General features: G+C 41.9%; 19 protein-coding genes, 2 tRNA genes and 1 rRNA gene. 14 read left to right on the forward strand and 8 right to left on the reverse strand.

Annotation, left to right across the window (positions count from 1 at the left end):
• Positions 1 to 5: 5 nt before the first annotated feature.
• From PPBDW_RS03460 to PPBDW_RS03505, 10 genes are all read left to right on the forward strand, one after another.
• Positions 6 to 515 (forward strand): OmpH/Skp family outer membrane protein, encoded by a 510-nt coding sequence (locus PPBDW_RS03460; protein ID WP_036793424.1) that lies wholly within the window; start codon positions 6 to 8, stop codon positions 513 to 515.
• Between the two features lie 102 nt (positions 516 to 617).
• A complete protein-coding gene (lpxD, locus tag PPBDW_RS03465) occupies positions 618 to 1,646 on the forward strand; it encodes a UDP-3-O-(3-hydroxymyristoyl)glucosamine N-acyltransferase (protein WP_036793426.1) in 1,029 nt (342 codons plus the stop codon).
• Positions 1,647 to 1,740: 94 nt separating this feature from the next.
• Positions 1,741 to 2,196 carry a 3-hydroxyacyl-ACP dehydratase FabZ gene (gene fabZ, locus PPBDW_RS03470; RefSeq protein WP_036793428.1) on the forward strand — a complete coding sequence of 152 codons (456 nt, stop codon included), beginning with the start codon at positions 1,741 to 1,743 and terminating at the stop codon, positions 2,194 to 2,196.
• On the forward strand, positions 2,193 to 2,981 hold the full coding sequence (gene lpxA, locus PPBDW_RS03475; RefSeq protein ID WP_036793430.1) for an acyl-ACP--UDP-N-acetylglucosamine O-acyltransferase: 789 nt from the start codon (positions 2,193 to 2,195) through the stop codon (positions 2,979 to 2,981). Before fabZ ends, lpxA begins: the two co-directional genes overlap by 4 nt.
• Positions 2,981 to 4,123 carry a lipid-A-disaccharide synthase gene (gene lpxB / locus PPBDW_RS03480; RefSeq protein ID WP_036793432.1) on the forward strand — a complete coding sequence of 381 codons (1,143 nt, stop codon included), beginning with the start codon at positions 2,981 to 2,983 and terminating at the stop codon, positions 4,121 to 4,123. The genes lpxA and lpxB overlap by 1 nt, the downstream gene beginning before the upstream one ends.
• Positions 4,124 to 4,128: 5 nt before the next feature.
• A complete protein-coding gene (gene rnhB, locus PPBDW_RS03485) occupies positions 4,129 to 4,740 on the forward strand; it encodes a ribonuclease HII (protein ID WP_036793434.1) in 612 nt (203 codons plus the stop codon).
• Between the two features lie 120 nt (positions 4,741 to 4,860).
• Complete coding sequence (gene dnaE, locus PPBDW_RS03490) at positions 4,861 to 8,340, forward strand: DNA polymerase III subunit alpha (RefSeq protein WP_036793436.1); 3,480 nt, start codon at positions 4,861 to 4,863, stop codon at positions 8,338 to 8,340.
• A 71-nt stretch (positions 8,341 to 8,411) separates the two neighbouring features.
• A complete protein-coding gene (gene accA, locus PPBDW_RS03495; RefSeq protein ID WP_036793438.1) occupies positions 8,412 to 9,371 on the forward strand; it encodes an acetyl-CoA carboxylase carboxyl transferase subunit alpha in 960 nt (319 codons plus the stop codon).
• Between the two features lie 144 nt (positions 9,372 to 9,515).
• The gene (gene tilS, locus PPBDW_RS03500) at positions 9,516 to 10,832 is read left to right on the forward strand and encodes a tRNA lysidine(34) synthetase TilS (RefSeq protein ID WP_054261973.1); all 1,317 of its coding nucleotides are present in this window, start codon (positions 9,516 to 9,518) and stop codon (positions 10,830 to 10,832) included.
• Positions 10,833 to 11,008: 176 nt separating this feature from the next.
• On the forward strand, positions 11,009 to 12,220 hold the full coding sequence (locus PPBDW_RS03505) for an aromatic amino acid transport family protein (RefSeq protein ID WP_036793440.1): 1,212 nt from the start codon (positions 11,009 to 11,011) through the stop codon (positions 12,218 to 12,220).
• A gap of 94 nt (positions 12,221 to 12,314) precedes the next feature.
• Here PPBDW_RS03505 and PPBDW_RS03510 read toward each other — a convergent pair whose 3' ends face one another.
• The 7 genes from PPBDW_RS03510 to metN all read right to left on the reverse strand — a co-directional run bounded on the left by PPBDW_RS03510 (position 12,315) and on the right by metN (position 18,132).
• Positions 12,315 to 12,503 carry a DUF4250 domain-containing protein gene (locus PPBDW_RS03510; RefSeq protein WP_036793442.1) on the reverse strand — a complete coding sequence of 63 codons (189 nt, stop codon included), beginning with the start codon at positions 12,501 to 12,503 and terminating at the stop codon, positions 12,315 to 12,317.
• A gap of 3 nt (positions 12,504 to 12,506) precedes the next feature.
• Entirely contained in the window at positions 12,507 to 12,710 is a 204-nt protein-coding gene (locus PPBDW_RS03515) for a YaeP family protein (RefSeq protein ID WP_036793444.1), read from the reverse strand.
• Positions 12,711 to 12,894: 184 nt separating this feature from the next.
• Positions 12,895 to 14,610, reverse strand: coding sequence for a proline--tRNA ligase (locus tag PPBDW_RS03520; protein WP_036793445.1), 1,716 nt, complete (start codon positions 14,608 to 14,610; stop codon positions 12,895 to 12,897).
• 126 nt (positions 14,611 to 14,736) lie between these two features.
• Positions 14,737 to 15,438 carry a tRNA (N6-threonylcarbamoyladenosine(37)-N6)-methyltransferase TrmO gene (gene tsaA, locus PPBDW_RS03525; RefSeq protein ID WP_036793446.1) on the reverse strand — a complete coding sequence of 234 codons (702 nt, stop codon included), beginning with the start codon at positions 15,436 to 15,438 and terminating at the stop codon, positions 14,737 to 14,739.
• Between the two features lie 104 nt (positions 15,439 to 15,542).
• A complete protein-coding gene (locus tag PPBDW_RS03530) occupies positions 15,543 to 16,361 on the reverse strand; it encodes a MetQ/NlpA family lipoprotein (protein ID WP_036793447.1) in 819 nt (272 codons plus the stop codon).
• Positions 16,362 to 16,421: 60 nt separating this feature from the next.
• Positions 16,422 to 17,108 (reverse strand): methionine ABC transporter permease, encoded by a 687-nt coding sequence (locus tag PPBDW_RS03535; protein ID WP_036793449.1) that lies wholly within the window; start codon positions 17,106 to 17,108, stop codon positions 16,422 to 16,424.
• Positions 17,098 to 18,132 carry a methionine ABC transporter ATP-binding protein MetN gene (gene metN, locus PPBDW_RS03540; RefSeq protein WP_036793451.1) on the reverse strand — a complete coding sequence of 345 codons (1,035 nt, stop codon included), beginning with the start codon at positions 18,130 to 18,132 and terminating at the stop codon, positions 17,098 to 17,100. The genes PPBDW_RS03535 and metN overlap by 11 nt, the downstream gene beginning before the upstream one ends.
• A gap of 292 nt (positions 18,133 to 18,424) precedes the next feature.
• Here metN and gmhB point away from each other — a divergent pair, with 292 nt between their 5' ends.
• The gene (gene gmhB / locus PPBDW_RS03545; protein ID WP_036793453.1) at positions 18,425 to 18,982 is read left to right on the forward strand and encodes a D-glycero-beta-D-manno-heptose 1,7-bisphosphate 7-phosphatase; all 558 of its coding nucleotides are present in this window, start codon (positions 18,425 to 18,427) and stop codon (positions 18,980 to 18,982) included.
• A 230-nt stretch (positions 18,983 to 19,212) separates the two neighbouring features.
• Here gmhB and PPBDW_RS03550 read toward each other — a convergent pair whose 3' ends face one another.
• Complete coding sequence (locus PPBDW_RS03550; RefSeq protein WP_155521711.1) at positions 19,213 to 19,356, reverse strand: hypothetical protein; 144 nt, start codon at positions 19,354 to 19,356, stop codon at positions 19,213 to 19,215.
• Positions 19,357 to 19,674: 318 nt separating this feature from the next.
• On the opposite strand from PPBDW_RS03550, the gene PPBDW_RS03555 reads away from it, so the two are divergent.
• The 3 genes from PPBDW_RS03555 (at position 19,675) to PPBDW_RS03565 (ending at position 21,490) form a co-directional block, all read left to right on the forward strand.
• Positions 19,675 to 21,220 (forward strand): 16S ribosomal RNA (locus tag PPBDW_RS03555).
• A gap of 73 nt (positions 21,221 to 21,293) precedes the next feature.
• Positions 21,294 to 21,370 (forward strand) — tRNA-Ile (locus PPBDW_RS03560).
• Between the two features lie 44 nt (positions 21,371 to 21,414).
• A tRNA-Ala gene (locus PPBDW_RS03565) sits at positions 21,415 to 21,490 on the forward strand.
• The last annotated feature ends 309 nt before the right edge of the window (positions 21,491 to 21,799 follow it).

Raw genomic sequence — 21,799 nt, forward strand, 5'->3', positions numbered from 1 at the left:
ATCTTTTGAAACAGTGGATTAAAGCAGCAAGTTTAGGTTTAGTGATTTTATCTTCATCTATGTATGCTAATGCAGCAGAAGCAGCACAAAAAATTGGTTATGTGTCGACAGGTCAGGCAATGTCTGAGCTAGCAGCACGTTACAATGTACAAGAAAAACTGCAAAAAGAGTTTAGTGGCCGTGTGGCAGCTTTACGTTCGATTGAAGGTAAAATGAAGACCAAAATCGATAAATTGAAGCGTGATGGTGAGTTAATGACTCCCGAAAATCGTCAAAAGCTACAACGTGAGCTTGCGCAACTTGACTCTGATTACAAACTAAAAGCACAAGCACTTTCTGAAGATCAGCGCCGTCGTGGCATGGAAGAAGAGCAGAAGCTAGTTAAGAAAATCCGTACAGCTATCGACACTGTAGCGAAGAAAAATGGCTATAATGTTGTACTTGATGCACAAGCGGTATTGTTTGCAAGTAAGAGCGATGACTTATCATCTAAAGTTATTGCTGCCGTAAAGTAAAACAGTAGCTCTGTGGTAAACGTTGTAGCTGATAGGTTCAGCTACAACTTTTGATCTAACAGCCACCTTGTGTGGCTGTTGTTACAAGAGAGATAGAATAAAATGGCTGTAATTACTCTTGCTGAATTAGCGGATAAATTAGGTGCTGAGCTGCATGGCGATGGCACAACTGAAGTTCACTCTATTGCTGCGATGGGCAAGGCTGCTACAGGGCAAATAACGTTCCTTTCTGATAGCAAGTACCGTCAACAGCTTAGTGAGTGTCAAGCGGATGCAGTAATGCTACGAGAAGCGGATGTTGAGTTTTTCAACGGCAATATGTTAGTTGTAAAAGACCCTTATCTTAGTTACGCATTAGTGGCTCAACTTCTAGATACGACTCCAGTTGCTGCGACGGATATTGCTGCTTCAGCCTATGTTGATCCAACAGTAACTCTTGGTAGTAATGTTGCTATTGGTCACAATGCCGTGATTGAAGCCGGTGTGCAGTTGGGCGATAACGTTCAAATTGGTGCGGGTTGTTTTATTGGTAAAAATGCCATTATTGGTAATAACACCAAACTTTGGGCTAATGTAACTATTTATCATAACGTAGTACTAGGTGCTCACTGCTTAGTGCAGTCAAGTACTGTTATTGGTGCCGATGGTTTCGGTTATGCTAATGATAAAGGCGAGTGGGTTAAGATTCCACAGCTTGGTTCAGTGCGCATTGGCGATCGCGTTGAAATTGGTGCATGTACGACTATTGACCGTGGTGCATTAGAAGATACTATTATTGCTGATAACGTAATTATTGATAATCAAATGCAAATCGCTCATAACGTGCAGATCGGATATGGTACGGCGATGGCAGGTGGTACTATTGTTGCTGGCAGTACTACAATCGGTAAGTATTGTATTATTGGTGGCGCTTCTGTACTTAATGGTCATATTAAGATTGCTGATGGCGTAACAATCACTGGCATGGGAATGGTGATGCGTAGTATTGAAGAAAAAGGCATGTATTCTTCAGGTATTCCGCTACAACCCAATAAAGAGTGGCGCCGAACAGCTACCCGGGTTCATCGTATTGATGATATGAATAAACGTCTTAAGGCGGTTGAAAAACAACTGGCTGCTAAAGACGAATAATTATTCATCAGTATTGATTGGCCTGCCTTTGTGTAGGCCATTTTCATTTTCATCGCATATTTTTTTTAAATGTTTTTAAGACAGGAATTTAGTTTTGACGACCGAAAATAAGACGTTAAACATCACCGAAATTCAGGAACTTCTTCCTCACCGTTACCCATTTCTTATGATTGACCGTGTAACGAATTATGATGAAGGTAAAACCTTAACAGCCATCAAAAATGTTTCTGTCAATGAACCTCAGTTTACGGGTCATTTCCCTAAGATGCCGGTATTTCCTGGCGTATTGATTTTAGAAGCGATGGCACAAGCAACAGGTTTGTTAGCATTTAAAACCTTTGGTGCGCCAGAGGAAAACGAGCTGTACTACTTTGCAAGTATTGATAAAGCAAAGTTTCGTAAGCCAGTTGTTCCAGGCGATCAACTGATTCTAGAAGTTGAATTTATTAAAGAACGTCGTGGTATCGCGTTATTTAATGGTATCGCTAAAGTTGATGGCGAAACTGTGTGTTCAGCTGAACTTAAGTGTGCGAGACGAGTATTCTCATGATTCATGAAAGTGCGAAAATTCATCCATCTGCAGTAATTGAAGATGGAGTGATCATTGGCGCTAACGTTACTGTTGGCCCATTTACCTATATTGCAACAGGGGTTGAGATTGGTGAAGGCACAGAGGTGATGTCTCATGTCGTTATCAAAGGACCAACGGTTATCGGTAAAGATAATCGTATTTTCCCATTTGCTGTTGTTGGTGAAGAGTGTCAAGACAAGAAGTTTAGCGGTGAAGCGACACGCTTAGAGATTGGCGATCGTAACGTGATCCGTGAAAGTGTACAGATCCACCGTGGTACGACCCAAGATAAAGGCATTACTGTTGTTGGTAACGACAACTTGCTGTGTGTGAATGCCCATATTGCCCATGATGTGGTTGTTGGCAATCATACTCATATTGGTAACAACTCTATTTTAGGTGGTCATGTTACTGTTGGTGATTATGCTGGCGTAATGGCGTTATCTGCTATTCATCCATTCTGTACAGTTGGTGCATATAGCTATATTGGCGGTTGTTCTGCGGTAGTACAAGATGTACCACCCTATGTGTTAGCACAAGGTAACCACGCCAAGCCATTTGGACTAAATATTGTTGGTTTACAGCGTAATGGGTTTGAAAAACCAGAGTTACATGCTATTCGCCGTGCTTATAAAGAGATTTATCGTTCAGGTAAAACTTTGGCAGAAGTGAAGCCCGTACTCGCTGAAATGGCTAAAGATTGGCCGTCAGTTGGACGTTTTTCTGAATTACTCGATAATTCAGAACGCGGTATTATTCGCTAATGACGAAGCCTCTTCGAATAGCTATTGTCGCCGGAGAAATTTCTGGCGATATTTTAGGTGCCGGTTTTATTAAAGCCGTAAAAGCGCAATACCCCGATGCTGAATTTATCGGTGTTGCGGGTCCTCGCATGCAAGCTCAAGGCTGTGAAGCGCTGTTTGATATGGAAGAGTTAGCTGTAATGGGGATCGTCGAGGTCCTTGGACGGCTACCGCGGTTATTTAAAGTTAAAGCTGAGTTAGTGCAATACTTTAGTGATAACCCTCCTGATGTCTTTGTGGGTATTGATGCGCCTGATTTTAATTTAAGGCTTGAAAAAGATTTAAAAGATCGTGGCATTAAAACCGTGCATTATGTCAGTCCGTCAGTATGGGCATGGCGTCAAAAGCGGATCTTTAAAATTGAAGCGGCAACTAACTTAGTACTGGCTTTTCTGCCATTTGAAAAAGCATTTTACGATAAGTTTAATGTACCGTGTCAGTTTGTGGGTCATACCATGGCAGATGCTATTCCATTGCAAACCGATCAAGCTGCGGCACGTGAATTACTTGGATTAGACCCGACAAAACGTTGGTTAGCTGTGCTACCTGGTAGTCGTGGCAGTGAAATGGCAATGCTAGCAGAGCCGTTTATTGAGACCTGCAAAAAACTTAAAGCGAAACATTCTGAGCTAGGTTTTGTGGTGGCGTTGGTTAATCAAAAACGCCGTGCTCAATTTGAACAAACATGGCAGCAGGTTGCACCTGAATTAGATTTTGTGTTAGTTGATGATACTGCCCGTAATGTGATGATTGCCGCTGATGCGGTACTATTAGCCTCAGGTACGGTGGCTTTAGAATGTATGCTTGTTAAGCGACCAATGGTTGTTGGCTATAAAGTGAAGCCATTAACTGCTTGGATAGCTAAGCGGATGTTAAAGACTAAGTATGTGTCATTACCTAATATTATGGCTGATCGTGAATTAGTAACCGAGCTACTTCAGGATGATTGTACCCCCGAAAAGCTGTATCACGAAGTTGATAAAATCCTTTATGGCGATACCACAGCATTGATGGCGCAGTTTGAAAAAATGCATAAAACCATTCGTTGTAATGCTGATGAGCAAGCGGCACAGGCTGTATTAGCATTAATCGATAAGGCATAGTTGTAATGGCTGAAAAGCAAGAATATCCTCCTTTTGTATATCCGCAAGCAGAATGTATTGCGGGAGTTGATGAAGTTGGTCGTGGCCCATTAGTGGGTGCTGTAGTGACGGCGGCGGTGATTTTAGATCCTAATAATCCTATTGTTGGACTAACCGATTCTAAAAAGCTCAGTGAAAAAAAACGTAATTTGTTGTTTGATGAAATTAAGCAAAAAGCACTAGCGTGGTCACTTGGCCGTTGTGAAGCTGATGAAATTGACCAGCTTAATATTCTACAAGCTACCATGGTTGCCATGCAGCGAGCAGTTGCTGGGCTTAACATTGAGCCTGATTTTGTATTGATTGATGGTAATAAAACTCCAGCATTACCGATGGCGGCACAAGCGGTAGTGAAAGGGGATTTACGGGTTGCAGAGATCAGTGCTGCGTCAATTATTGCTAAAGTTACTCGTGATCGTGAAATGGAAGCTCTTGATGCTGAATTTCCGCAGTATGGTTTTGCGAAGCACAAAGGTTATCCAACCAAAGCCCATTTTGCAGCATTAGAGCAATATGGTGCGATTGAACAACATCGAAAAAGTTTTAAACCAGTTAAGCGCGTATTGGGTCTTGATTAAGTCGTCCTGATTGCGTGATAAAAAGGCGAACCATTTGGTCTCGCCTTTTTTTATACGACGAATTGCTGCTCGATCGGGTATAATTTTTGTTAATTAAGTAATGTAATGAATTAGGTTGTCATGGCAGAACCACGTTTTATCCACCTTCGAGTTCATAGTGATTATTCAATGATCGATGGCTTGGCGAAAGTGAAACCTATCGTTAAGCGCGCTGCTGAACTTGGCATGCCAGCATTGGCTCTCACCGATTTCACTAACCTATGTGGTTTGGTGAAGTTTTATTTTGCTGCCCACGATGAGGGTATCAAGCCGATTATTGGTGCTGATTTTAAAGTACAAAGCCAAGAAATGGGCGATGAACTATTTGAACTCACCATTCTCGCTGCTAATAATGAAGGTTATAAAAACCTGACATTATTAATTTCAGAAGCTTATCAGCGTGGCCATGTTCAACATCAGCCTGTGATTGATAAAGAATGGCTCATTAAGCACCGTGAAGGGTTAATTATTTTATCTGGTGGTAGAACGGGGGATGTCGGGCGTGCATTACTAAAAGGTAATCAACAGCTGACGGATGCTTGTGTTGCTTTTTATCAAACTTATTTCCGAGACAACTATTATTTAGAGTTGGTGCGTACTGGCCGTGTCGATGAAGATGCTTATCTTCATTTTGCAATTGAATTAGCAGAAAAATATGATTTACCGGTAGTTGCTACTAATGATGTGCGATTATTGAATGCTGATCAATTTGATGCGCATGAGATTCGAGTGGCTATCCATGATGGCTATACGATGGTCGATCCTAACCGACCTAAGCTTTATAGTAATCAGCAGTATTTGCGCAGTGAAGACGAAATGTGTGAGCTGTTTGCTGATATTCCTGAGGCATTGCAAAACTCGGTAGAAATCGCTAAGCGGTGTAATGTTACCGTTCGTTTAGGGGAATATTTCCTGCCGAATTTCCCTACCGGTGATATGAGTATCGAAGACTTTTTGGTGACTAAATCTCAACAAGGTCTTGAAGAGCGACTTGAGTTTCTGTTTCCAGATCCTGAAGTGCGTGCTCAGCGTCGCCCTGAATATGATGAACGTCTCGATATCGAATTAAAAGTAGTTAACCAAATGGGTTTTCCTGGTTACTTCTTGATTGTTATGGAGTTTATTCAGTGGTCAAAAGATAATGATGTGCCTGTAGGACCTGGTCGAGGGTCAGGTGCTGGTTCATTAGTGGCTTATGCGTTAAAAATCACCGATCTCGATCCGCTAGAATTTGACTTGCTTTTCGAACGATTCTTGAACCCTGAACGTGTATCGATGCCCGATTTCGATATCGATTTTTGTATGGATAAGCGTGATTTAGTGATCGATCACGTAGCGGAGATGTATGGCCGTAATGCGGTATCACAGATCATTACCTTTGGTACCATGGCAGCTAAAGCGGTTATTCGTGACGTTGGTCGTGTGCTTGGACATCCATATGGTTTTGTCGATCGCATTTCTAAATTAATTCCAGCAGAACCTGGAATGACGCTCGAAAAAGCTTTTGATGCAGAGCCACAACTTGGTCAGGCCTATGAAGCTGATGAAGAGATTCGTGATCTGATTGACATGTGTCGCATTCTAGAAGGTGTGACACGTAATGCAGGTAAGCATGCTGGTGGTGTGGTAATTTCACCCACAACCATTACTGATTTCTCCCCATTATATTGTGATGCGGAAGGTAATAACCCCGTTACTCAATTTGATAAAAATGATGTTGAAACTGCGGGATTAGTGAAATTTGACTTCTTGGGTCTGCGTACGTTAACCATCATTGATTGGGCGTTAGGGATGATTAACCCTCGGCTTGAAGCGCAGGGATTAGATCCAATCAATATTGCTGCAATTCCAATGGCTGATAAAAAGTCATTTGATATGTTACAACGCTCTGAATCCACAGCGGTATTCCAGCTCGAATCCCGTGGTATGAAGGATTTGATCAAACGTCTGCAACCTGACTGTTTTGAAGATATGATCGCCTTGGTGGCATTGTTTCGCCCAGGTCCGTTGCAATCAGGCATGGTAGATAACTTCATCGACCGTAAGCATGGCCGCGAAGCGGTATCTTACCCTGATGAAAAATGGCAACATGAGTCGTTAAAAGAAATTCTTGATCCCACTTACGGCATTATTCTGTATCAAGAACAGGTCATGCAGATAGCGCAGGTACTTGCTGGTTACACCTTGGGTGGCGCAGATATGTTGCGTCGTGCTATGGGTAAGAAAAAGCCTTCTGAAATGGCTAAGCAGCGGGCAGTGTTTGAACAAGGTGCTATCGATAACGGTGTTGATGGCGAGTTATCGATGAAAATCTTTGACTTGGTAGAGAAATTTGCCGGTTATGGTTTTAACAAATCACACTCTGCTGCTTATGCTTTAGTTTCGTACCAAACCTTATGGCTAAAAGCCCATTATCCTGCTGAGTTTATGGCTGCGGTAATGACGGCAGATATGGATAATACCGATAAGATCATTAGTTTGGTTGATGAATGTCACCGTATGAATCTTAAATTATTACCGCCTGATGTGAATAAAGGTCTGTATCGATTCAACGTTGATGATGAAGGTGCGGTCGTTTATGGTATCGGTGCTGTAAAAGGTGTTGGTGAAGGCCCAATTGAAAATATAATTAGTGCCCGTGAAAAAGATGGTCACTTTAAAGATTTATTTGATTTTTGTGCGCGTATTGATACTAAAAAAGTTAATAAGCGTGTGCTTGAGAAATTAATTAAATCGGGGGCATTAGATCGTTTAGGGCCTAATCGAGCAGCAATGTTAGCGACCCTTGATGATGCAATTAAAGCGGCAAGTCAACATCATAAAGCAGAAGCATCAGGTCAAGAGGATTTGTTTGGTGTTTTAACCGCTGCACCTGAAGAAGTTGAACATGCTTATGCTAATATTGCAGAAGCGCCTGAAAGTGTTTGGCTTGAAGGTGAGCGTGAAACATTAGGGTTATACTTAACAGGTCACCCGATTAATGCCTATATCTCAGAATTAAAGCATTACACTACTTGGCGTTTAAAAGATGCTCAGCAAACAGGACGTGATAAAGTCGCTTCTGTTGCTGGACTGGTTATTGCTGCTCGTGTTATGACCACTAAGCGTGGCAGCCGAATTGGTTTAATGACACTAGATGATCGTTCGGGCCGCATGGAAGTGATGTTATTCACCGATGCTCTCGATCGTTACATTGATTTGCTCGAAAAAGATAAAATAGTGGTCGTATCTGGACAGGTCAGCTTTGATGATTTCAATGGTGGCCTTAGAATGTCAGCACGTGAAGTACTCGATATTTCAGAAGCACGAGAAAAACATCTTCGTGGGGTCGCTATTTCAGTAACAGAAGAGCAAATCGACGAACAATTTTTTTCCCGTTTCAGCCAAGTGCTGGAACCGCATAGAGCAGGTACTGTGCCTGTACATATGTATTATCAGCGCTCGAATGCTCGGGCCAAGTTTACCCTAGGAACAGAGTGGCGCGTAACGCCTGCCGATAAATTATTATCGGATTTAAAAATGCTCTTAGGTGATAAGCAGGTCGAGCTTGAGTTTAATTAAGTTAGCTTATTATTTGTGGTAGGGTATAACAAAACCCTATCATTAAAATAAGCAAAAGGATTTTAAGTGGTATGAGCCTGAACTTCCTCGAGTTTGAACAGCCGATTGCAGAATTAGAAGCAAAGATTGAAGCGCTACGTGATGTTTCACGTCGTGATGAATCTAATTCGGTTGATCTTGAAAAAGAAATTGAGCAACTAGAAAAGAAAAGCCTCGAATTAACTAAGAAAATCTTTGGTGATCTTGGTGCCTGGCAGGTTGCGCAACTCGCACGCCATCCTCAGCGCCCATATACTTTTGATTATGTCGAGCACATGTTCGAAGAGTTTGATGAATTAGCCGGTGATCGTGCTTTTGCTGACGACAAAGCGTTAGTTGGCGGCATTGCACGTATTGATGGTCGTCCAATTATGGTTATTGGTCATCAAAAAGGTCGCGGTACGACTGAAAAAGTTAAGCGTAACTTTGGCATGCCAAAACCTGAAGGTTATCGTAAAGCGTTACGCCTCATGAAAATGGCTGAGCGTTTTAAAATGCCGGTTGTTACTTTTATTGATACTGCTGGTGCCTATCCTGGTGTCGGTGCTGAAGAACGCGGCCAATCAGAAGCGATTGCTGCTAACTTAAAAGCAATGGCTGGTCTAACTGTACCTGTTATTTGTAATGTGGTTGGTGAAGGCGGTTCTGGTGGTGCGTTAGCAATTGGTGTTGGTGATTGCGTTAACATGCTGCAATATTCTACTTATTCAGTTATTTCACCTGAAGGTTGCGCATCAATCTTATGGCGTGATGCTGATAAAGCCCCACAAGCTGCTGAAGCAATGGGACTTACAGCTCCGCGTTTGAAAGAGCTTGAGTTGATCGATAATATTATCGAAGAACCATTGGGTGGCGCACATCGTAATGTGCCATTAATGGCTAATACGTTAAAAGCCCAAATTAAAGCGACATTAGAAGAGTTAGATCAGCTTGATACTGAAGCACTACTTGAACGTCGTTACCAGCGTTTAATGAGCTACGGTTACTGTTAATCATTGTTGGTTATACGCCTAAAGAAGGTCAGCATGCATGCTGGCCTTTTTTTATATGTTTATATCAATCATTGCTGTTTGTCGGTGTTGGTTAATGCATTGCTGGTATAGACTAGATAATCTGTTTTTTGAAGATATAAGCCGATGTTGTATTCTCATTTTTGTCATCAAATACTCGCCAATCCCCCTAAGACTAAACGGCTAGTGCTAGCGTTAAGTGGTGGGTTAGATTCACGGGTAATGCTGGATTTATTAGCCCGATTTATTAGTGATCATCGTGATTATTGTGCTCATGCTGTTTATGTTCATCATGGGCTTAGTACTAATGCTGATACGTGGGCTCAACAATGTGTTACTTGGGCTGCAAGCTGCGGTGTCAGTTGTAATATTGAACGAGTACAGTGTGAATTAGGTCGTGGGATCAGTGTTGAGCAAGCCGCTCGTGAGGTGCGTTATCAAGCATTAGCCAAGCATATTCAATGCGGTGATACATTGCTGACAGCACAACATGCTGATGATCAAATTGAAACGGTATTATTAGCATTAAAACGCGGTAGTGGTCCTGCGGGGTTGGCAGCAATGCCGATGTTAACTACCTTTGCCACCGGACAACATTTACGACCGTTACTAACGATTAGTCGTGCCGAGATAGAAGCTTATGGCGCACAACATAAGTTACAGTGGGTTGAAGATGAAAGTAATCAAGATCAGCGTTATGATCGCAACTTCATTCGCCATCAAATAACACCACTGCTCAACGATCGTTGGCCAGGTATACGTAAAGCTGTCACTCGAAGTGCACATTTATGCGGTGAACAAGAAGGGTTGTTAGAAGAGTTGCTGAGCTTTCATTTACACCAAGCTGTGCAAACCGATGGCAGTTTATTGATTACTGATAATATTAGTGCCCGTTTAGGAATGGCTTTGATTCGACAGTGGTTAAAACAACAAGCTGTGATTATGCCTTCACTGGCCCAGCTTGAACAAATTTGGTTTAACCTCGTACAGGCAAAAAATGATGCTAATCCGCAAGTGTGTTGGCAGCAATATCAATTACGTCGTTATCAACAGCAGTTGCATTTATTGCAACAATGGCCTGATATTAGTCATTGGCAGCAAACGTTGATCACCAATCAAGCATGTCAATTACCACAGGATCTCGGTCAGGTTTGTTTAAAAGAGACTCCCTCAGCAACTTTACGGCCTCCTAAAGCTGATGAATTAGTTTCAGTGAGATTTGATTACTCTGGCCCAGAAATAAAACCTCAAGGGCGCAGTGGTAAGCGCAAATTTAAAAAATTACTCCAAGAATATCAGGTGCCGAGTTGGTTGCGTCGGCGTACACCGATGTTATTTTATGGCGAGCAATTGGTTGCGATAGCTGGCGTGTTTGTGGTTGAAGAGTTTGTTGTCCCTGCGGCAACAACGACGGCAGTCCAGTTTGAATGGCAGCGTTCATAAGCGCTTAGTTGACTGGAATTACCTTTAGCTATTAGGCTGCAGATGTTAATTTTTTTAACATATGCAGCTATTAAATAAATATTTATTCAGATGGATATTCTTTTGTTGCTAAAATGTTCGATGCATATTATTGTACTAGTTCACTGATACATAGTAATGGCAATGAAGGATAGAATATGAGTAAACCATCGACACTTGGAGGTGCATGCATTATAGCGAGTGTATGCGTAGGCGCAGGTATGCTTGGATTACCAAGTGCTGGTGCTGGAGCATGGACATTATGGACAGTGCTTGCGATCTCAGTAACGATGGTAATGATGACATTATCTGGGTGGTTATTACTTGAAGCATTAAAGCATTATGAGTTTAAAGTTTCATTTAACACTATCACTAAAGATGTACTCAAAGGCAAAGTAAATGTAATCAATAACTTGTCATTGTATTTTGTTGGCGGTATTCTGCTTTATGCTTATATCTCTTCATCAGGTATGATTTTTGGCGGCTTACTTGATATCAATGCTAAATTGGCTTCGGTATTGTTTGTGATCGCTTCTTCTGTGTTTGTACTTCACTCAACCCGTGCCGTTGATCGCATTTCAGTTTTATTGATCTTATTTATGATCATCAGCTTTGTGATTGGCATTTCAGGCCTTGCTACCAATATCCAATTGCCTACTTTACTTGATAGTATCGATTCACAAGCTGACCTTTCTCCCTATGCACTGGCGATCTTGCCTGTTGCATTAACCTCTTTTGGGTATCATCACTCTGTAAGTACGATGCGTGATTATTACCGTGATGAAAATCGAGCTAAAAATGCCATTTTAGGCGGTACCTTAATAGCATTAACTTTTTATGTAATTTGGGTGGTATGTATTTTTGGTAATTTACCACGTACTCAATTTGGGCCGATTGTTGCAGCTGGTGGTAGTGTCGATGCTTTAATGACAGCTTTAGGTGGAGTGGTGAACTCTAACAGTGTTAAACAGGCACTTAATATTTTCTCAATTGCGGCAGTAGTGTCATCGTTCATAGGGGTTGGCTTAGGGGTATTTGATTACCTAGCTGATTTATTTGGTTTTGAAGACACTAAGCAAGGGCGTTTTAAAGCTTGGGGCGTTACTTTTATTCCACCATTAGTGTTTTCATTATTTGCTCCATTTGGTTTTGTGGCGGCAATTGGATTAGCAGGGGCTGCGGCAACGATTTGGACTTGCATTATTCCAGCATTATTAGCGAAAAAACTTCGACAACGTCAGCCTGAATTGCAAGGATTTGTGGTACCTGGCGGTAATGTTACTGTGTACGCTGTGATGATATTTGGCGTATTAACTGCTTGTTTTCATCTATTAGCGATGGCGGATGTATTGCCTATATTAAAAGGATAATTGAGTCGCTAAACAGAATAGATCTTGTTTAATGGACATAAAAAAACGGCACTATAAGTGCCGTTTTTATTTATCTGTTATTGATGAGTATCCATTAACGAAACTGTTGGACTTCAGGTAAGAAATCAAATCCGCCCGTTGCTAATTTTGCGATTAATTGGTCACGGTTGATATCAAAGAATTTGACTAGATCATCAAGAGTATTAAATTCATCGCGAATTTTCATATTGACAATACTCATCAGCATCACAGTGTCCATGGTTTCAAATTTTGATAAATCCATCTCTTAATCCTCGTGATCGCTAATCAGTAGGTTGGCCGCAGCAAAAGCAGCTTGCTCTCGTACAGCGAGTGGTAGCTCAGTATTAGCAGCAATATCATCCAAGGTTTTAATTGCACACTTGATCGCGGTTGGAATATAGCCTTGATCACCGCTGCCGATTTGGGAGTAAGTAATTCGAATTAACTCGCAGCATTGATAAACTTGCATGGTCTTTCCTTTGCTAAAAATATTCACATAAGATCACAATAGAATGATCTTACGTGAAGATACTTAGGCTGTTATTGGGCTAAATATTAGCATAGCGTTAATCGAGATAAAAAACGTTTGTGATTATTTAGCTATAAAAAAAGCCGCCATAATCGGCAGCTTTTTAAAATAACAGGATTTTTAATTAAGCCATTTTTTGCTTAAGAAAGTCCATGATATCAGCAGCAATAACTGCTTCTTTAGTACCAGTACGACGGTTCTTATATTCCATCTCACCGTTTTCAAGGCTACGATCACCAATCACGATAGTGTGAGGAATACCGATTAGTTCCATATCAGAGAACATGACGCCTGGACGTTCTTTACGATCATCAAATAATACTTCGATACCCATTGCAGTAAGATCAGCATATAGCTTTTCTGCTGCTTCTTGAACGCGCTCTGATTTGTGCATGTTCATTGGTACGATTGCAACTTGGAAAGGCGCTAGTGCGTCAGGCCAGATAATGCCGTATTTATCGTTGTTTTGTTCGATAGCTGAGGCTACCACACGCGATACACCGATACCGTAACAACCCATCTCTAGGATAGAGCTTTTACCGTTTGAATCTAGAACGCTACAGTTCATCTTATCAGAGTAGGTGGTACCTAACTGGAAGATATGACCCACTTCGATACCACGTTTTAGCATTAGCGTACCTTGACCACATGGGCTTGGATCGCCTTCTACTACGTTACGTAGATCATCAACGCGACCTAGCTCAACGTCACGACCCCAGTTTATACCGAAGTTGTGTTTGCCATCGATATTCGCACCCGCAGCAAAGTCACTCATTACCGCAACACTGTGGTCAACGATAATAGGCAGATCTAGACCAACAGGACCTAGAGAACCCGCGCCTGCACCGATCAGTTCACGCATTTGTTCTTCGGTAGCCATCTCTAATGGAGAAGCAACTTCTGCCAGGTTTTCGGCTTTGATTTCGTTAAGCTCGTGATCACCACGAATGATTAATGCCACGATAGGCGCATCGATTTCATCAGACGCTTTAACGAATAGTGTCTTAACTGTTTTCTCGATAGCAATACCGTGTTGCTCAACTAATTCAGCGATAGTTTTCGCATTTGGTGTATCAACAACAGTCATTGCTTGCGTTGGCTCTGCACGCTCAACAGCTGGTGCAATTGCTTCGGCTTTTTCGATGTTAGCAGCGTAATCAGATTCAGTAGAGAATGCGATTAAATCTTCGCCACTTTCTGCTAGTACGTGGAACTCTTGCGAGCCATTACCACCGATAGCACCTGAGTCTGCTAATACTGGACGGTATTCAAGACCCATACGATCGAAGGCTTTACAGTAAGCTGCGTGCATTGTATCGAAAGACTTTTGTAAGCCGTCTTTATCGATATCAAAGCTGTAAGCATCCATCATGCAGAATTCACGTGCACGCATTACGCCAAAGCGAGGGCGGCGTTCATCGCGGAATTTAGTCTGGATTTGGTACAGGTTTAGCGGAAGTTGCTTGTAAGAGCTTACTTCGTTACGCACAAGGCTAGTGATAACCTCTTCTGCTGTAGGGCTAAGTACAAACGGACGCATATGACGGTCAGTAAAGCGCAGTAGTTCAGGCCCCATTTTTTCAGAGCGGCCTGTCTCTTCCCATAGTTCAAACGGTTGAACAACGGGCATCAACGTTTCGATTGCGCCCGCATTATCGATTTCTTGGCGAACGATGTTTTCGACTTTACGCAGAACACGTAGACCGGTAGGTAGCCAGGTGTATAGACCTGAGGCCAACTTACGGATCATACCTGCACGTAGCATTAGTTGATGACTAATGACTTCTGCGTCGTTTGGCGTCTCCTTCAGGGTAGAAAGAAGATATTTACTGGTACGCATTGATGGTATCCGTTATTGATAAAAGGAAAGAGAAGGAACTGATGTTCCACCCGTCAGTTTGATGACGATAGTCCGTTATATTACCAGCCTCGGCGCTATTCGCCAAAGATAACTGCATTGGAGCGATTATTGAACAAGAGGATCGATACTAATGACGCTAATGATAGGTTCTGTAACTGTAAACTGAACATTAAAATCAAATAAATTTACAGCATAGTGTTTGGTGTCTGTTTTACCTTTTTTATACGCAGGACGTGGATCTTGAGCTAGCACTTCAGTAATAACGGCCCGATGATAATCGGCTTGTTTACCGACTAATTGTTGTTGTGCCTGTGGTGTAAATTGTACTTCTAGCGTCGATGGTTGGCTGGTAGCAAATCCACCTAACGCATCAGGCAAGCTGTCGGAGTAGGGAATATAAGGTTTAATATCAATAATTGGGGTGCCATCAACCAGATCTGCTCCGGCAATATCAATAATGACTTGGCCGTTGTGATGACGAACGCCTTGCAACTTAACGGCTGACATGCCGATACCATTGGGACGAAAAGTAGCACGACTGGCAAATACACCAATGCGTTCATTACCACCAAGGCGAGGTGGACGTACCGTCGGCCGCCAACCTGCGTCTAAGTTTTGATCAAATAAAAACAGTAACCATACGTGGCTAAATTGTTCAATGCCTCGTACTGCGTCTAATGAATTAGCTTGATCTTGTAAAACAACTTCACAGCGAGCGCTAGGCACTAATCCTGGTTGACGAGGAACCGCGAATTTTTCTTTATAAGGAGAGTGAATAATACCGATAGGTTCAATGCTATAAGCCATCAAATTAAGCCAATTATAAGCTGAAAATAATCCTATAATATAACATAAAAAAAAGAGCAGGCGATGAGGCCTACTCTTGATGGCAGTATAGCTAATCGTTGTGATTACCAGCCTTTAACGGCACCGCCATTGAAGATGGTTTGGGCTGAATTATAGACATCGTCTGATTGGTAAGCCTGAATGAACTTTTGGACATTTTCAGCTTTGACGTTGTCTTCACGCGCCACGATAATATTGACATAAGGTGATTGTTTATCTTCAACAAACACGCCGTCTTTTTCTGGGGTTAGATTTAAGCTACTCGCATAAGTAGTATTAATAATCGCTAAGGCAACATCATCTAATGAACGCGGCAGTTGTGCTGCTTCTAATTCAACGATTTTGAGGTTTTTAGGATTGTTAACAATATCTAATACCGTTGCCGTCAAACCCGCATCTGGTTTGAGAGTAATTAAACCTTGTTGCTGTAATAATAATAATGAACGGCCAAGGTTAGTCGGATCATTGGGAACCGAAATTTGATCGCCATCTTTTAATTCATCAACCGATTTAATTTTATTCGAGTAGCCTGCAATAGGGTAAACGAAGGTATTTCCAGCAATCGCAAATTTATAACCACGATCTTTAATTTGCTGCTCAAGATAAGGTTTGTGTTGAAAAGCGTTAGCGTCAATAGAGCCTTCAGCTAGTGCAGCATTGGGTGACACGTAATCAGTAAAAGTGACTAATTCAACATCAAGTCCATATTTATCTTTGGCTTGTTTAGCTGCAACTTCTGCAACTTGTTCTTCTGCGCCAGCCATAACGCCAATTTTCACTTTATTGTTATCAACAACGGGTGCTTCTTGATCACTACAACCCGTCAGCGTGATAGCAGCAGCGACGCCAGCAATGGCAAAAAGATGTTTAAGATTGAACGCCATAGTATTTCTCCTTAAATGGGCTTTCCATAATGATGTAATTATAAATAACGACTTGCGTTATTAGCGATGATCAACACGTTTAACTAAGTGATCACCAATAGATTGAATAAGTTGTACTAAAATAACTAACATGATGACGGTGATTGCCATAACTGTGCCATCAAAGCGTTGATAGCCATAACGAATACCGACATCGCCTAAACCGCCGCCACCAACAGTGCCTGCCATTGCGGAGTAACTGATTAAGGTTACTAAGGTAATAGTGACAGCATTAATAATTCCAGGTAGTGCCTCTGGTAGCAGTACTTTGGTAATGATCTGCATTGGGGTAGCGCCCATTGCTTGTGCTGCTTCAATTAATCCCGCAGGAATTTCTAGTAATGCTCCTTCAACGAGACGAGCAATAAAAGGAATCGCCCCCACCGTCAGTGGCACAATAGCAGCAGCTGTTCCGATTGAACTGCCAACTACAAACCGAGTAAAAGGAATAATCGCGACTAATAAAATAATGAAAGGGATCGAACGGCCGATATTGACCACAATGCCAAGTACTTTATTTAAAATTGGGTTTTGCCATAAACCATTTTTCTTAGTTAGGTGCAGTGCAACGCCAAGTGGAATACCGATGAGAAAACCAATCAAACCTGAAACTAACACCATGGTTAATGTTTGTCCCAGCGCATCGATAAGTAATTCAGTGAGGCGTTGATTGCTCTGCCACCATGTTGTTATTGAATCAAGCGACATAACCTAGCACCTCAACATTTAATTTATGATCACGTAAAAAAGAAATGGCATCATCAATAGCGGTTTGAGTACCAAAGAACTCCGCTAGCATCAGCCCAAATTTAACCCCGCCAGCATAATCCATATCAGAACTTAGAATACTGATGTCTAGATTAAACTCACGTGCCACTTGGCTAATTAAAGGCGCATCAACAGAGTCACCAGTAAATTCGAGTCGAATTAATGGGTAGCTTCCTTTTATAGGAGTTGGGGTCATGCGTAATTGATAATCTTCAGGGATAGATAAATCTAATGTTGAGCGAATAAATGCTTTCGCTAATTCTGTTTTAGGGTGTGCAAAAATATCGCCGACTAGGCCTTGTTCAACCAACTCACCATCACCGATGATTGCAACTTGATGACAAATACGTTTAACCACATCCATTTCATGAGTGATTAATAAAATAGTTAAATTAAGTTGCTGATTAATTTTACGTAATAAAGTTAGGATTGATTGTGTTGTTGCTGGATCGAGGGCGCTGGTGGCCTCATCACATAGGAGTACTTTTGGATCAGAAGCTAAAGCGCGTGCAATAGCCACCCGTTGTTTTTGACCACCACTTAAATTTGAAGGGTAACTATTACGTTTATCTTCTAAACCTACGAGTGATAGCAATTCAGTCACTTTAGTCTTTATTGCTTGTTCTGAAGCGCCAGCAAGTTCTAACGGTAATGCAATATTGGCAAATACGGTGCGAGACGAGAGTAAATTAAAATGTTGGAAAATCATGCCAATTTTACGACGAGCTAAGGTTAAGTCTCTGGATGCTAGCTGTGTTAAATCAATACCATCAACGATGACATTACCTGAGGTTGGCTTTTCTAATAAATTCACACAACGGATTAGGGTGCTTTTCCCTGCTCCTGATGAACCAATCACGCCAAAAATCGTTCCTTGTTCAATGGTGAGATTAATATCTTTTAGCGCATTTATCGCTTTCTCACCTTGATAGAACACTTTGTTGACTTGCTTTATTTCTATCATTGAACTTCCTGATTCTTAGATGAAATGATTATATGAAAGTGATGTTATATTGCATTTATTGTTAAATATTGGTTATTGTAGTTAAATCATCTTAACCACTGTTAAACTGATGCTATGGTGAATCGGTTTTTAAGTCAATAGCTATTTTTACGTCTAGACGTCTAAATGGATATTGTGATTTATAATATCGTCTGCCGTCATCATGATCATCTTCACAAGCGTGATAACTAATACTTTTCGATGTCAACTCGTGACATAATCAGCATAATATCTAATTTTTGAGGGCTTTCTTGTGGCCAAACCTGCTGTCTTTATTGATCGTGATGGCGTAATAAACGTTGATCGTGGCTATGTACATACTGTTGATGATTTTGAATACATTGATGGTGTTTTTGGTGCATGTAAAAAATTCAAAGAAATGGGTTACTTACTTGTTTTAGTCACTAATCAATCAGGCATTGCTCGTGGTTTCTTTAGTGAAGACGAGTTTATTACTTTGACGGAATGGATGGATTGGAATTTCGAAGATCAAGGTATTGAACTTGATGGTATTTATTATTGCCCACACCATGCAACAGAGGGTAAGGGTGAATATTTACAAGATTGTGATTGCCGTAAACCTAATCCAGGTATGTTGCTATCAGCTGAGAGTCATTTAGATATTGATATGTCAAAATCTGTGATGATTGGCGATAAAGCGGATGACATGAAAGCAGCAATAGCTGCTGGTGTCGCTTTAAAAGTATTAGTACGTACAGGTAAAGCTATTACTGAAGAAGGTGAAGCTTTAGCTGATGCTGTTTTTGACGGCATTAAAAATGTTCCAATATGGCTAGCAGAACAAGCATAATTGTAATGCTATATAAAGAGCAGTAGTTATACTGCTGCTCCTATAATTGTAGCTATAGCTAATAATAAAGCTTATCAGTAAGACTGATAATTTATTAAGGCTACTATATAGTGTACAACTCGCTACGACTACAATCTTCCCACTTTAGTTTTACCTTCAAAATCACCACTTAAATACTATTGATCTTTTTAGATTGAGTCATTAATCCGTAAATTTAAATATAATGATGTTTAATAGTTAACTATTTTCACTGGTAGTGAAGCAATCCGCTCATCAATTATTGCTAAGCATGGTTGAAAAATAGATAAAACAACCATAGTTGCTTTAAAAGTAATCAGTTGATTGTGTGGGTGTAAAAAAACTATTGTCAGCATCAAAAATCTCCCTATAATGCGACCTCACTGACACGGACAACGGCGCAAGCGGTTACCGAAAGTCAGTACGTTCTTTAACAATTTGACCATGCAATCTGTGTGGGCACTCACTGAATAGTTAAGTCGAAAGATTTATCAATAAACTGAGTGACCAAAACAAAATGACCCAATCTATTTATAGAGACGATTATTTTGGCACAGTTATTTAATTATCATTTTTTAAATGATAAAAAGCTTTAAAATTACATTCTTTATTTATAAAGAATTGGTATTAAAGTCAGTATTTATTGAGCCGTTTCGAAAGAAACAACAAAACTTTAATTGAAGAGTTTGATCATGGCTCAGATTGAACGCTGGCGGCAGGCCTAACACATGCAAGTCGAGCGGTAACAGAAAAGAAGCTTGCTTCTTTTGCTGACGAGCGGCGGACGGGTGAGTAATGCCTGGGAATATACCCTGATGTTGGGGGATAACTATTGGAAACGATAGCTAATACCGCATAATCTCTTCGGAGCAAAGAGGGGGACCTTCGGGCCTCTCGCGTCAGGATTAGCCCAGGTGGGATTAGCTAGTTGGTGGGGTAATGGCTCACCAAGGCGACGATCCCTAGCTGGTCTGAGAGGATGATCAGCCACACTGGAACTGAGACACGGTCCAGACTCCTACGGGAGGCAGCAGTGGGGAATATTGCACAATGGGGGAAACCCTGATGCAGCCATGCCGCGTGTATGAAGAAGGCCTTCGGGTTGTAAAGTACTTTCAGTTGTGAGGAAGGCGTTGGAGTTAATAGCTTTAGCGTTTGACGTTAGCAACAGAAGAAGCACCGGCTAACTCCGTGCCAGCAGCCGCGGTAATACGGAGGGTGCGAGCGTTAATCGGAATTACTGGGCGTAAAGCGCATGCAGGCGGTCTGTTAAGCAAGATGTGAAAGCCCGGGGCTCAACCTCGGAACAGCATTTTGAACTGGCAGACTAGAGTCTTGTAGAGGGGGGTAGAATTTCAGGTGTAGCGGTGAAATGCGTAGAGATCTGAAGGAATACCGGTGGCGAAGGCGGCCCCCTGGACAAAGACTGACGCTCAGATGCGAAAGCGTGGGGAGCAAACAGGATTAGATACCCTGGTAGTCCACGCCGTAAACGATGTCTACTTGAAGGTTGTGGCCTTGAGCCGTGGCTTTCGGAGCTAACGCGTTAAGTAGACCGCCTGGGGAGTACGGTCGCAAGATTAAAACTCAAATGAATTGACGGGGGCCCGCACAAGCGGTGGAGCATGTGGTTTAATTCGATGCAACGCGAAGAACCTTACCTACTCTTGACATCCAGAGAATTCGCTAGAGATAGCTTAGTGCCTTCGGGAACTCTGAGACAGGTGCTGCATGGCTGTCGTCAGCTCGTGTTGTGAAATGTTGGGTTAAGTCCCGCAACGAGCGCAACCCTTATCCTTGTTTGCCAGCACGTAATGGTGGGAACTCCAGGGAGACTGCCGGTGATAAACCGGAGGAAGGTGGGGACGACGTCAAGTCATCATGGCCCTTACGAGTAGGGCTACACACGTGCTACAATGGCGTATACAGAGGGCTGCAAGCTAGCGATAGTGAGCGAATCCCACAAAGTACGTCGTAGTCCGGATTGGAGTCTGCAACTCGACTCCATGAAGTCGGAATCGCTAGTAATCGTGAATCAGAATGTCACGGTGAATACGTTCCCGGGCCTTGTACACACCGCCCGTCACACCATGGGAGTGGGCTGCACCAGAAGTAGATAGCTTAACCTTCGGGAGGGCGTTTACCACGGTGTGGTTCATGACTGGGGTGAAGTCGTAACAAGGTAGCCCTAGGGGAACCTGGGGCTGGATCACCTCCTTACCTAAAGACTTATGCTGTTTTATGCAGTGTCCACACAGATTGCTTGGTCGAAATGTAGAACGTAAAAAGACTTGGGTCTGTAGCTCAGGTGGTTAGAGCGCACCCCTGATAAGGGTGAGGTCGGTGGTTCGAGTCCACTCAGACCCACCACTTTTTCTCCCAGAAAAAGTGGCGGTAAAGTCTTTTACATCGTTGGGGTTATAGCTCAGCTGGGAGAGCGCCTGCCTTGCACGCAGGAGGTCTGCGGTTCGATCCCGCATAGCTCCACCACTCTTTAAACGCACTTCTCTTGAAAGACAGAGAGTTTAGTGTTTTTAAAAAGTGGTTATCTAACGATGATTACATGTTCTTTAACAATCTGGAAAGCTGACTAGTAAATTCAATCGAAAGATTGATTTTAAAAAATGTTTTTATCTTCGGATAAAAACGAGTTCTCAAAACATACACATTCAAGTGTCTGTGTTTGGTTTCACTTTTTAAAGTGAAGACAAATAAATGAGTCCGGCGAAAAACCAATGTTTAATATTTTCTTGATCGGATTATTAAACGCAAACCTTGGTTGTTTGAACATACAAGACC

This window comes from Photobacterium kishitanii, assembly GCF_000613045.3.
GTDB lineage: Bacteria > Pseudomonadota > Gammaproteobacteria > Enterobacterales > Vibrionaceae > Photobacterium > Photobacterium kishitanii.

What these genes read in the sequence shown, in the direction of transcription:
- lpxD (WP_036793426.1), top strand. Translation starts at nt 618, where the DNA reads ATGGCTGTAATTACTCTTGCTGAATTAGCGGATAAATTAGGTGCTGAG.
- lpxA (WP_036793430.1), top strand. Translation starts at nt 2,193, where the DNA reads ATGATTCATGAAAGTGCGAAAATTCATCCATCTGCAGTAATTGAAGAT.
- lpxB (WP_036793432.1), top strand. Translation starts at nt 2,981, where the DNA reads ATGACGAAGCCTCTTCGAATAGCTATTGTCGCCGGAGAAATTTCTGGC.
- rnhB (WP_036793434.1), top strand. Translation starts at nt 4,129, where the DNA reads ATGGCTGAAAAGCAAGAATATCCTCCTTTTGTATATCCGCAAGCAGAA.
- dnaE (WP_036793436.1), top strand. Translation starts at nt 4,861, where the DNA reads ATGGCAGAACCACGTTTTATCCACCTTCGAGTTCATAGTGATTATTCA.
- accA (WP_036793438.1), top strand. Translation starts at nt 8,412, where the DNA reads ATGAGCCTGAACTTCCTCGAGTTTGAACAGCCGATTGCAGAATTAGAA.
- tilS (WP_054261973.1), top strand. Translation starts at nt 9,516, where the DNA reads ATGTTGTATTCTCATTTTTGTCATCAAATACTCGCCAATCCCCCTAAG.
- PPBDW_RS03505 (WP_036793440.1), top strand. Translation starts at nt 11,009, where the DNA reads ATGAGTAAACCATCGACACTTGGAGGTGCATGCATTATAGCGAGTGTA.
- PPBDW_RS03510 (WP_036793442.1), bottom strand. Translation starts at nt 12,503, where the DNA reads ATGGATTTATCAAAATTTGAAACCATGGACACTGTGATGCTGATGAGT.
- PPBDW_RS03515 (WP_036793444.1), bottom strand. Translation starts at nt 12,710, where the DNA reads ATGCAAGTTTATCAATGCTGCGAGTTAATTCGAATTACTTACTCCCAA.
- PPBDW_RS03520 (WP_036793445.1), bottom strand. Translation starts at nt 14,610, where the DNA reads ATGCGTACCAGTAAATATCTTCTTTCTACCCTGAAGGAGACGCCAAAC.
- tsaA (WP_036793446.1), bottom strand. Translation starts at nt 15,438, where the DNA reads ATGGCTTATAGCATTGAACCTATCGGTATTATTCACTCTCCTTATAAA.
- PPBDW_RS03530 (WP_036793447.1), bottom strand. Translation starts at nt 16,361, where the DNA reads ATGGCGTTCAATCTTAAACATCTTTTTGCCATTGCTGGCGTCGCTGCT.
- PPBDW_RS03535 (WP_036793449.1), bottom strand. Translation starts at nt 17,108, where the DNA reads ATGTCGCTTGATTCAATAACAACATGGTGGCAGAGCAATCAACGCCTC.
- metN (WP_036793451.1), bottom strand. Translation starts at nt 18,132, where the DNA reads ATGATAGAAATAAAGCAAGTCAACAAAGTGTTCTATCAAGGTGAGAAA.
- PPBDW_RS03550 (WP_155521711.1), bottom strand. Translation starts at nt 19,356, where the DNA reads ATGCTGACAATAGTTTTTTTACACCCACACAATCAACTGATTACTTTT.